This window comes from Streptomyces sp. SP18BB07, assembly GCF_036322545.1.
In the GTDB taxonomy this organism is placed as follows: Bacteria; Actinomycetota; Actinomycetes; order Streptomycetales; family Streptomycetaceae; genus Streptomyces; species Streptomyces deccanensis.
In genome coordinates this window covers 1-10,574 of sequence record NZ_JAQYWT010000249.1, presented here as the reverse complement: position 1 = coordinate 10,574, position 10,574 = coordinate 1, and the positions used below count along the sequence as shown (strand labels likewise).

Annotated in this window: 10 protein-coding genes; 5 read left to right on the top strand and 5 right to left on the bottom strand. The window is 68.0% G+C overall.

The genetic code is table 11. The features are described 5' to 3' along the window. On the bottom strand, positions 1-1,207 hold a 1,207-nt coding region (locus tag PUR53_RS09715), incomplete at its 3' end, for an aldehyde dehydrogenase family protein (RefSeq protein WP_329908005.1). A gap of 173 nt (positions 1,208-1,380) precedes the next feature. Here PUR53_RS09715 and PUR53_RS09710 point away from each other — a divergent pair. The 3 genes from PUR53_RS09710 (at position 1,381) to PUR53_RS09700 (ending at position 2,947) form a co-directional block, all read left to right on the top strand. Beyond that, on the top strand, positions 1,381-2,301 hold the full coding sequence (locus PUR53_RS09710) for a helix-turn-helix domain-containing protein (protein WP_329896683.1): 921 nt from the start codon (positions 1,381-1,383) through the stop codon (positions 2,299-2,301). 209 nt (positions 2,302-2,510) lie between these two features. Beyond that, a complete protein-coding gene (locus tag PUR53_RS09705) occupies positions 2,511-2,681 on the top strand; it encodes a hypothetical protein (RefSeq protein ID WP_329896684.1) in 171 nt (56 codons plus the stop codon). Between the two features lie 26 nt (positions 2,682-2,707). Beyond that, complete coding sequence (locus PUR53_RS09700; RefSeq protein WP_329896685.1) at positions 2,708-2,947, top strand: hypothetical protein; 240 nt, start codon at positions 2,708-2,710, stop codon at positions 2,945-2,947. Between the two features lie 380 nt (positions 2,948-3,327). Here the strand turns inward: PUR53_RS09700 and PUR53_RS09695 are convergent, their stop codons facing one another. From PUR53_RS09695 to PUR53_RS09685, 3 genes are all read right to left on the bottom strand, one after another. Next, positions 3,328-3,777, bottom strand: coding sequence for a hypothetical protein (locus PUR53_RS09695; RefSeq protein WP_329896687.1), 450 nt, complete (start codon positions 3,775-3,777; stop codon positions 3,328-3,330). Positions 3,778-3,896: 119 nt separating this feature from the next. Beyond that, a complete protein-coding gene (locus PUR53_RS09690) occupies positions 3,897-6,533 on the bottom strand; it encodes an aminotransferase class I/II-fold pyridoxal phosphate-dependent enzyme (RefSeq protein ID WP_329908004.1) in 2,637 nt (878 codons plus the stop codon). A 360-nt stretch (positions 6,534-6,893) separates the two neighbouring features. Continuing rightward, positions 6,894-7,613 (bottom strand): SDR family NAD(P)-dependent oxidoreductase, encoded by a 720-nt coding sequence (locus tag PUR53_RS09685; protein ID WP_329908003.1) that lies wholly within the window; start codon positions 7,611-7,613, stop codon positions 6,894-6,896. Between the two features lie 89 nt (positions 7,614-7,702). Between PUR53_RS09685 and PUR53_RS09680 the strand changes: the two genes are divergently transcribed. Next, positions 7,703-8,311: a TetR/AcrR family transcriptional regulator gene (locus tag PUR53_RS09680; protein ID WP_329896691.1), complete on the top strand. Its 609-nt coding sequence runs from the start codon at positions 7,703-7,705 to the stop codon at positions 8,309-8,311. Between the two features lie 533 nt (positions 8,312-8,844). Here PUR53_RS09680 and PUR53_RS09675 read toward each other — a convergent pair. After that, the gene (locus PUR53_RS09675; protein WP_329896692.1) at positions 8,845-9,198 is read right to left on the bottom strand and encodes an ArsR/SmtB family transcription factor; all 354 of its coding nucleotides are present in this window, start codon (positions 9,196-9,198) and stop codon (positions 8,845-8,847) included. A gap of 169 nt (positions 9,199-9,367) precedes the next feature. Between PUR53_RS09675 and PUR53_RS09670 the strand changes: the two genes are divergently transcribed. Then, positions 9,368-10,574 (top strand): aldehyde dehydrogenase family protein (locus PUR53_RS09670; RefSeq protein WP_329908001.1); only part of this gene is annotated, 1,207 nt, incomplete at its 3' end.

The following is a 10,574-nucleotide window of genomic DNA, read 5'->3' as shown; positions in this document are numbered from 1 at the left end:
AGGCGACGCCGCCGGAGGACGTCTCGTTCACCAGGCGCGACTTGACGGCTTCGGACTCGGTGAAGGCGTAGAGCGCGAGGGGCTTGTCGCGTTCGTTGATGAAGGCGATGGCGGCATCGAGGTCTGCGACTTCCACGACGGGGAGGATCGGGCCGAAGATCTCCTCCTGCATGATGGGCGATGTGGGGTCGACATCGGTGAGCACGGTCGGTGCGATGTACAGGTCGTCGCGGTCGTGCTGGCCTCCCACCGCCACCTGGCCGGAGTCCAGCAGGCGGGTGAGCCGGTCGAAGTGCCGCTCGTTGATGATCCGGCCGAAGCCGGCCGAAGTCTGCGGGTTGGTGCCGAACTGGGCGTCGACCGCCGCGCGGAGGGCGGGAACCAGGGCGGCGGCGGTGGCGGGATCGGCCAGTACGTAGTCGGGGGCTATGCACTGCTGGCCTGCGTTGCCGAACTTGGCGCCGACCAGCCGCTTCGCGGTCTCGTCCACGTCGGCGTCGGGGGCCACGAAGACCGGCGACTTGCCCCCGAGTTCGAGGGTGACGGGGGTGAGGTTCTTGGCTGCTGCGGCCATGACGATCCGGCCGACCGCGCCGTTGCCGGTGTAGAAGATGTGGTCGAAACGCTGCGCCAGCAGGGCCGTGGTCTCCTCGGCACCTCCCTCGACCACGGTGAGCACGTCGGCGTCGAAGTACTGTCGCAGCAGGCGTGAAGCCACTGCCGAGGTGTGCACCGACATCTCGCTCGGCTTGGCCACCACGGTGTTCCCGGCGGCCAGTGCGCCGATGATGGGGTCGATGAGAAGGTGCAGCGGGAAATTCCACGGAGCGATCACCAGGACGACCCCGAGCGGGTCGTACGTGGTGTAGGCCGTGGTCGCGGGACCACCGAAGTGGGCGGGAACCTCCACCGGGCGGGGCTCAAGCCAGTTCTCGAGACTCGCCAGTGCCTCGTCGATGTCGGCGACGGTGAAGTCGATCTCCTGCGTCTTCGCCTCGGCGGCGTTCTTCCTCAGATCCGCCCAGAGCGCTTCGATCAGCTCCTTCTCGTTCTCGACCAGCAGCGCCCGCAGCCGCTGCAGCTGGTCGATGCGCCAGTCCAGTGGGCGGGTGACGCCGGTGTTGAACGTCGCACGAAGGCGGCCGACCACCTCCGCGGCCGTTTCGCTCTGGTGCGTCCTCGACTCGATCCCCTGTGTTGCGCTCATGGGATGTACTCCGTTCTTGATCCAGGCCACGCCCCGGCCGTCTTCCAGCGGGGCACAGTGGCCAGCGTGCTGGACGATCCGGCATCCACCCAGGTCACGGCTTTGCGTACGTGCGCTGTGCCTACCACTGGTTGGGTCAGGAAGGTGTGCGTCCGACCGTGGATACTCGAGGCATGGACGAATACCCCGAACCGGTGCGCGAGCCCGCCGCCGGCGCTCTGGACTCGCGTGCCGAGCTCAGTGAGTTCCTGCGCACCCGGCGGGCCCGGCTGAAGCCGGAGGACGTGGGGCTGCCGGACTACGGGCGGTACCGGCGGGTGCCGGGGCTGCGGCGCGAGGAGCTGGCGCAGCTGGCCGGGGTGTCGGTGGCGTACTACACGCGGCTGGAGCAGGGCAACGGGCGGCACGTGTCGGCGGAGGTCCTCGACGCCATCGCCCGCGCGCTCAGACTGAGCGACGCCGAGCACGCCCACCTCACGCATCTGGCGAAGCCGAAACAGAAGAAGAAGCCGGCTGTTCGCGCCCAGCAGGTGCGGGGTCCCCTGCGGACGCTGCTGGACACTATGGACGGTGTTCCAGCGATCCTCGTGGGGCGGCGCTCGGACATCCTCGTCTGGAACCGGATGGCCGCGGCGGTCTTCGGCGACTGGGCCGAGCTGCCGGCGAGGGAGCAGAACTGGGCGCGGCTGGTGTTCCTGAGGCCCGAGTACCGCGACCTGTTCGTGGACTGGGAGCACAAAGCGAGCGACGTCGTCTCTCAGCTGCGCATGGACGCCGGCTCCCATCCGGAGGACCCTCGGCTGTCCGCTCTGGTGGGCGAACTCTCCGTGAAGAGCGAGGAGTTCCGGCGTCTGTGGGCCACCCACGACGTCAAGGAGAGGTGCCACGGTATCCAGCGCCTGCACCACCCGCTCGTCGGCGAACTCGATCTCCGCCTCGAGTCGTTCCACCAGGCCGACGCCCACGAGCAGATGCTGGTGACCTACCACGCCGAACCGAACTCCCCGTCGGCGGAGGCTCTGCGACTGCTGGCCAGCTGGGGCGCGGATGCGACCCGGGCGGGAACAGGCACGTCGTCGGCACGCACGCCTTGATGGGCGGTGTCGGATTCAGGACGGCGCGGGTGGCGCGAGCGTGCTGCGGTTGGGCAGTGGGGGAACGGTGCCGCTGCTGCGCAGGGCGTCTGTGGTTGAGGTCCTGGCCGGGACGACGTTGAACGGTGGCTGCCGGTTGCCAGACACTGGCGGTGGGTTCGCGCCGAACGCCGCCGCGTGCTCCGGGCATTGGCCTGCAGTGCGGTGCCATGGACATCGAGCTGACTGACGATGAGCACCTGCGAGCCCTGGCAGCGCTGGAGGCCGTCGTCGGAAACAACGACGATGCCCTGGCGGCCCTGGCAGGCGATGCTGGCGAGCGCCCGCTGCCGGCACCGCTGGCCCCGCCTACGGACAGCACACACTTCACCGCGTCCTGATCGCCGCATTCGGTATCGACGCCACCATGGACTACGACGAAACGGGCCGGCTGGTCGCAGAGATCAACCATGATCCGCTGGCCCGCATGGTCTTCGTCCTGACCGATGCCCTGCACAATGAGGCTGCTCTCTCAGGCGACGACCCCGCCACCGCGAAGCTGGTCGCGGGATCCATCCTCCTGGCGATCAACGCGTTCACCGACGCCGACAATCACGCCCTGACTCTGCTGCGCGCACTGCGCAACGAGGTCCTTCAGGCCAAGTGAACGACACCGGTCGCAGCTCAGCGGTTACCCAGGGCATGGTCGACGTCTCCGTCGCCGTCGCCGGCGCCACCGGGGGATTGAGCTCCGGCCTCGTCGTCTCCGCCTCCGGCTACCCCGTCCTCGCCCTCACCGGCGGCATCCTCGCTCTCGCCGTCCGCCCCGCGATCGCCACCAGTGCGAGCAGCCGGTGCCCCGGCCTGCCCCGTCGGGGGAAGCCGGGCGCCCTCGCCGTCGACGGCATCGGGCGCCGTCGTCCACGTCTTTGCCAGAACCTCATCCGCCAGATGCTGATCTCGACAGAGACCGCCAACCCGTCCTCGGCGGCCTCCAGCCAATGGAGGCGGTGCGGTGGATCAGCTGCGGTGCCACCGCCGGTGCGGTCACTTCCAGTCGCTGTTCGATGGCGCCGTCGTTGTTGGCTCCGTTTCTTGGGCGGCCGCTTGCTTGTGCTCGATGAGGGCCGTGGTACCGGCTACCACCGCAGAAAGAGCCACGGCGGCGGACAGCATGGCCGAGGTACGGCTGACGTCGCGCCGCAGGCCCGCAGCCAGGAAAGCGGCGGCATCGACCGAGTCCATGACGATGTTCACCGCAAGAAACTGCTGCTGCTGGGACCGGGTGAAACTGTCCATCCGTTGCAGTCCAAGCCCGAGAGCAGCGTTGCGGATCGCGAACATCCGCGCATAAGGGATCGCGGGGGTACCGCTGGCCGTGAGCTGGAAAACCCGCGCGGCCAGCCGCGGGGTGAACAAGTGGGTGGCCGCGACGATGAAGCGCCCGGTCGTCAGCGCTCTGCGGGAAGGAACCAGGTGGAGGGGGAATTTGGACATGGAGAATCCTTTCAATCCGGAACGGGCCGGTCAGTTGTTCAGGAGGTGGCGGGTCAGGAATTCGGCCTGGTCCGCAACGACGGCGTCGAACGCCGGCAGGCCGCTCGTCCTGGGACGCTTCAGCGCGAGTCGGGGCGGGCGAGGCCCGAAGCGGCGTCGAGGCTGTCGATGGCAGTTCGGGCCTCGGACACCGCGGCGGCGATCGCGGCGGCGGCCTGCCCGGTTTGTTCGGGCGTGTGGGACGGCATGACCTGTAGGCGCAGTCTGGCGGAGCCGGTTGGCACCACGGGGTATTCGACGACCATGGCCGCCACTCCGCGCGGGCGCAGATTACGGTGTGTGAGGCGTGCTACGCGTTCGTCGCCGATGACGGCGGGAACGATCGGACCCGGGCTGCCCAGGCAGGCCAGTCCGTGGTCGGCCAGAGCTTCACGCAGTGCCGACGCGGCGTCGAGTGTCTGTCGGCGCAGCCGTGCTCCTTCGGGGGACATCGCGATCCGCAATGCGGAGTTGGCTGCCGCGGCCTGGGCGGGCGACAAGGCGTTGGAGAAGACGTGCGAGGTGGCGTAGGTCTCGATGTAGCTTCGGACGGCGGGCGAGGCGGTGGCCACGAACCCCCCGTTGGAGGCGAAGGTCTTGGAGAAGCTGCCCATCACCAGGTCGACACGGCCGGCGAGCTGCTGGATCCCGATCTGGCCCTGCCCTCCGGGCCCGGTGGATCCGAGGTCGTGGGCGACATCGACGAGGAGGGTCGCCTCGTACTCGTGGCAGATGTCCTGGAGCCGGGCGAGGTCGGGGCTGTCGGCGTCCATGGAGAAGAGGCCTTCGGTGACGACCAGAATGGCGTGGTGGGGATCCCGGTCGCGCAGTTCGCGCAGTACGGCGTGGACGGCTTCGTTGTCCAGGTGCGGCACCCGGTGGACGTTGCGCGAGGCCGCGTGGGCCGCCTGGGAGAGGCTGGCGTGGGCATAGTGGTCCATGACCACGTGGTCGTAGTGGCGGACCAGGGCGTTGATCGGTCCGTACGCGGCGGCCCAGCCGGTCGGGAAGAGGACGACATGGTCCGTTTCCACGAGTTCGGCGATGCTCTGTTCAAGGCGCCGGGAATGGACGGTGTTGCCGATGGCCGCTGCCGAACCGGCGCTGTGCACACCGAACTCGGCGATGGCGGCGGTCGCCGCCTCGACCACCTCGGGGTGGTTGCTCAGCCCCAGGTAATCCTGGGAAGCGAAGTTGATCCCCTCCAGGACCCGCCCACCGGCATCGAGGAGCCGGGTCGTGGACAGCGGCGCGGCGGCAAGGGTCCTGGAGTACAGCCACGTCTCCGATTCGACGCGGGCGCTGTACCAGCGGTGGAACGGCTCCACCCGCTCCAGTAGTCGGCTGCCGGCCGGGGAGGCGAAGCTGCGCACCGTGTGAGTGAGTGCCAGGTGCTCGTCCTCCGCCGTGTCCTGTGCGGCGAACGGGTTGCTGTCGGACGCCACGGTCGGTTCGTCCGCCGGAGGGACGACGCTGGAGTTCGAGGACAGGATGCGCTGCATGCTGTCGACGGAGAAGACGGCGTCGGGGTCGACCGTGTCGCTGAACACTCCGAGGAGCGTGCCGGCGTGGCGCAGGTCGGCGCTCACCGCGCGGAACAGGTTTACCTCAGAGGCCTCCGCTGCCCGCATCTCAGCCTGGGAACAGACGAAGTCGTAGTACTTCCAGCTGTCGAGGTGACGGCGCTCGCGGTAGTCCGACAGCGCCCTCGTGAGGTCGTCTCCGGCGGCGAGGGCGGGGCCAATGGTCTGGGCGAGCAGTTCGGCGTCCCTGAGGGCGTGCGTCATGCCACTGGCGGTGGCTTGGTCCTTGAACGATGCCGCGTCCCCGACCAGAGCCCAGCCGTCGCCGGACACCTCGCGTATGAAGGGGGTCTGGTCGTTGGTCATGAAGAATCCGGAGACGCGTGCCGCGCCGCCGACCAGGGCCGCCATGTCCGGGCTGACGTAGCCCAACGCCTGGGTGAAATGGGCCGCGCTGTCCTGCCGGAAGGCCTGGTACCAGTCACTGGGGCCGTAGACCAACGCCATCGTCCGGCCGCCGCTGGTCGGGCTTAAAGCCATACCGAGACGCCCCCGGCGCCGGAGCGTGGGAACCTTCAGAAGGTGGCTGTCGAAGTATGTGTAGCAGGCGAAGGATCCGTTCCGCCGCACGTCCTTGCGCGCGGCGCCTGCCAGCCGTGCCACGTGCGAGCGGCGGCCGTCGGCGCCCACGACGATCCTGGCCCGCTCGGTCGTCTCGGGCCCGTCGGGGCTCGACCGCCACCGCACGCCCACCACCCGGCCGTCCTCCTCGACCAGTTCGGTCATCCGCGCGCCCTGCCGGACCTCGACGCCGCACTCAGCCGCGTACGCGAGCAGCAGGTCGTCCAGTAGGTCACGGCGGGCGGAGAATGAGGCGTTGACGACGTCCTTGTCGTCCCCGTGCAAGCTGCGGAATCGGTTACGCAGGTCCTCCTCCGCCACTCCGGAGCGGATGCTGACGCCTTCGATCACCAGGTCCACCTCCTCGAAGAAGGGGGCCACCGGGACGACCCGGTCCAGGACGCCGAGTCGAGCCAGGTAGCTGGTGCCGCGGGGCCACATGAAGTGCGTCGAAAGCACGTCCTTGGGAAAAGTGTCCTTCTCCAGGAGGAGGACGCTTCGCCCTTGTTTGCTGAGATGAGCTGCCGTGGCGGCGCCCGCCAGGCGCCCGCCCACCACTACAACGTCATACATGGTGCTCCTTCAACATGCCTTTTTTGCTTGCTTGTTCAAGTACGTTGATCAAAAATGACGCTGAGCCGAACCCGCTACCGAGGCCTGCCGAAAACGCACCTCGGGCACGTCCTGACCGCACTGGCCTGCAACGTCGCCCGCACCGCCGACTGGATCGCCGAACCGACCCGCCCCCCCCCGGCGGGCACCAAGCCACTTCCGCGCCCTCTGCGCCGCCCCCAACTGACCCCGGCAAGATCACCAACAGAGTCACGGCATTGGCCCTAGCCGAAACGGCTGCTTGCCGTCGGCTTCGCGGGAGGCGGGAGTCCACTCGGCCCCCTCGGTGAGGTGTTGTCGGGGGAAGGGTTCCTACGGGGTTCAGAGCTCGGCGACGACGCGTCGCAGTGTGCCCGGCGCGATGCGCAGCATGGCCGGCATGACTTTCGTCTGACCGGGGAATGCCATGTTCCGCCCCCGCCGAAGGGCTTTCATCGTGACTGCCGCCACCTGCTCGGGAGCCAGTTTCTTCCCCGTGGCTTCGGCGTTCATGGGTGTGTCCGTGGACGGTGGGAGGACCTCGAGGACATGGGTGCCCTGCGGGGCGAGTTGACGGCGCAAGCCGTCCGCGAAGCCGTGCAGGCCGGCCTTGACCGCGCCGTGGGTGGGTGCGCGAGTGGGTGAGACCAGAGCGAACCCCGAGGTGATGAATACGATCGCGTCGGGCGATGGCCATCGCTCGAGCACTTCACCCGTCAAGTGGATGGGGGCGGTGAGGTTCAACGCCACCTCGTCATCGAGAGTCGCGTTGGGGTTCTTGCCGGCGGCATAGTCTCGTTCCTCGAACGTACCGGCGTTGTTGACCAGCACGTCCAGACGCCCGAAGCGATCAGCGACTGCTTGCAACAGCGTTGCCCGATCAGCTGCGTCCGTCACATCGGCCCGCACGGCCAGCGCCTGCGGGTGGGCCTGCGTGAATCGGTCAAGCGCGACCTGCGAACGCCCGCAGACGACGACAGACGCCCCGAGCTCGACGAAGGATTGCGCGAGGCTCAAGCCGATGCCTGAGGTACCGCCAGTGATGAGTACGGTCTGTGACACGATGCCACCTCTCTGTATAGCGTACCGATTGGTACGAAAATACTTTAGCACATCCGTACCGATCGGTATCGAAGGGGTAGGATGAAGAAATGACCTCGACAACACCGGTCCCTCCCGGCAGGCCTCGCGCGTTCGACATCGACGAGGCACTCGACCGTGCAGTCCTGGTGTTCTGGTCAAAGGGTTTCGAGGGCGCCAGCCTTGACGACCTCACCCAAGCGATGGGCATCAGCCGCCCCAGCCTGTACAGGGCGTTCGGCAGCAAAGAAGACCTCTTCTACAAGGCGCTGGAGCGGTACACCGAGGGCTTGACCACCTACTTCGCCCGAGCTCTGGCCGAGCCCACGAGCGCAGCAGTGGCCACGGCCGTGCTCCACGGGACGGTCGAGGCGGCAACCATGCCGGGATTGCCCACGGGCTGTCTTGGCGTGCTGGGTGCGTTGGCTACCGGGGATGAGAGCCGCCCAGTCCGAGACGCACTCATCGCATGGCGTGAGGATGGGATAGCCCACTTGACGCGCCGGTTCCAACAGGCGGTGGACGCCGGTGACCTTCCGCCTTCCACGGATCCTCATTTTCTTGCGCTCTACCTGAGAACAGTCGCCAATGGGATTGCCGTCCAGGCCGCGAGTGGTAGTTCCCGCCCTGAGCTGCTGCAAGTCGCGAACCTCGCGTTGGGCAGCTGGCCAAAGCTGTAGTCAGCCAGGGGGTCTGCGCACGTACTTCGGCTTTCTGTGGTTCGCGCGAGGCTGGCGTCGACTGGCGCGACGCGTCCATGGATGACCGGGCGGCGTACGAGTGGTGGCGTCGTCGCGACGGGCGTGGACCTCGTCTGCAAGACACGAGCTGGGACCGGGAGGTGTCCACGGTCGACGGGCTCACGGAACCGCCGCGACGGGGGGAGCTGCGGGTGCGTCACCTGGAGCGGTACCTGATGTCGACGCGGCAGACGTGCGGGGAGAAGTCGGCCCGCCGGAACCTGCTTGTCGCGTCGGTGCCCCGGCTGGCCGGCAATCGTAGTGCCTCCGCCGACGGGGGACCGGGTTCGGCGTAGTACGCCGCCTCCGTGTAAGCGGGAACGTCGGGGCCGGTGGCGTATCGCCTTGCTGGGGCACCGGTTACTGCCGCTCGGCGCATGAGGTGTTGTTCGACGTGATCGAAGCCGGCCGCAAGCTGGACGCCTGGCTGCGGTGGGTCCGGTTCATCGCAGCCGCGGAGCGATGCCGGAGCGTCAGGCGCTCTCGGTGTTCACGTAGGGCTCCACGCGGCCGACGCTCTCCTTGAGGACGAGGTCGAGCAGTCCGGGGAAGCGCTGGTCCAGATCTTCCTTGCGCAGGGTGTTGATGCGGCGGGTGCCGACATCGTGCTGCCGGATGAGACCGGCCTCGCGCAGGACGCGGAAGTGGCGGGTGAGTACGGACGCGGTGACGTCCTGGGTGAAGCCGCTGCAGGCCAGACCGGGGGAAATGGAGAGGGTGACGACGATGGTGAGCCGGGTCTCGTCGGTCAGCGCGCTCATGATCTTGAAGAGGTCGAGGTCGTCCGTGTCGGGGTGGACGAGGGGTGACGAGGTGCGACTGGCCATGAGGGAAGGATAACCTCCGCCCTATGTTCGCGCTGGCGCGTACATGGGTTACAGTGAACGCACGGATTGATCCTTCATCCGTCATCCACCGGGTTGCCCATCACCGGTACCACGGCATGCCACCAACGCCTTTGACGGCGTGGCCTGCGTCAAGAACGGAGCACACCTCATGACCACAACACAGGCGACCGAGTCGAGGACGCACCAGAGCGAAACGGCCGCGGAGGTGGTCGGCCGCCTTCGTGCGACGTTCAACACCGGCGTCACCCGCTCACTGGACTGGCGCGTCGACCAGCTGCAGCGGCTGCGGGCGCTGCTGGTGGAGAACGAGAAGGAGCTGGTCGAAGCGCTCTGGGCGGATCTGAGGAAGAACGCAGCCGAGGCCAAGGCGCACGAGATCGACTTCACCATCGGTGACATCGACGAGGCACTGGCGAACCTCGAGAACTGGCTTCAGCCCCGCCCGGTGGAGGTTCCCGCCCACTTCGGTGGTCCCGCGACAACGGCCTACACCACGTACGACCCGCTCGGGGTCGTCCTGGTGATCGTTCCGTGGAATGCCCCGCTGCACCTTCTCATCGACCCCATCATCGGCGCGCTGGCCGCCGGGAACACCGTGGTGGCCAAGCCGAGCGAGATCGCGGTGCACACCTCGGCGGTCGCTTCCCGCCTGCTGCGCGAGTACTTCGACCCCGACGTGCTCGCCGTCGTCGAGGGGGGCGTCGAGGAGACCACGGCCCTGCTGGCACAGCGTTTCGACCACATCTTCTACACCGGCAACGGCACGGTCGGCCGGATCGTCATGGCCGCAGCCGCGAAGCACCTCACCCCGGTCACGCTCGAACTCGGAGGCAAGAATCCGGTCTTCGTGGCCCCCGACGCCGACGTGGAGGAGACCGCGAAGCGGCTGGTCGGCGGCAAGTTCGGCAACGCGGGGCAGATGTGCATCGCCCCCGACTACGTGCTGGCCGATCCCGCCACCGCCGCCGCCCTGGTTCCCGCCCTCCGCGCGGCGGTCGACGCCCAGTTCGGCACCAACCCGCAGACCTCTCCCGACTTCGGCCGGATCATCAACGAGCGGCACTTCGACCGGCTCACCCGTCTGCTCGATTCCGGCCGGGCGGCGGTGGGAGGCCGGCACGACCGCGACGACCTGTACATCGCGCCGACGGTGCTCACCGATGTCGACCCCACATCGCCCATCATGCAGGAGGAGATCTTCGGTCCCATCCTCGCCGTCGTGGAAGTCGCAGACCTCGATGCCGCCATCGCCTTCATCAACGAACGCGACAAGCCCCTCGCGCTCTACGCCTTCACCGAGTCCGAAGCCGTCAAGTCGCGCCTGGTGAACGAGACGTCCTCCGGCGGCGTCGCCT

What these genes read in the sequence shown, in the direction of transcription:
- PUR53_RS09710 (WP_329896683.1), top strand. Translation starts at nt 1,381, where the DNA reads ATGGACGAATACCCCGAACCGGTGCGCGAGCCCGCCGCCGGCGCTCTG.
- PUR53_RS09705 (WP_329896684.1), top strand. Translation starts at nt 2,511, where the DNA reads ATGGACATCGAGCTGACTGACGATGAGCACCTGCGAGCCCTGGCAGCG.
- PUR53_RS09700 (WP_329896685.1), top strand. Translation starts at nt 2,708, where the DNA reads ATGGACTACGACGAAACGGGCCGGCTGGTCGCAGAGATCAACCATGAT.
- PUR53_RS09695 (WP_329896687.1), bottom strand. Translation starts at nt 3,777, where the DNA reads ATGTCCAAATTCCCCCTCCACCTGGTTCCTTCCCGCAGAGCGCTGACG.
- PUR53_RS09690 (WP_329908004.1), bottom strand. Translation starts at nt 6,533, where the DNA reads ATGTATGACGTTGTAGTGGTGGGCGGGCGCCTGGCGGGCGCCGCCACG.
- PUR53_RS09680 (WP_329896691.1), top strand. Translation starts at nt 7,703, where the DNA reads ATGACCTCGACAACACCGGTCCCTCCCGGCAGGCCTCGCGCGTTCGAC.
- PUR53_RS09675 (WP_329896692.1), bottom strand. Translation starts at nt 9,198, where the DNA reads ATGGCCAGTCGCACCTCGTCACCCCTCGTCCACCCCGACACGGACGAC.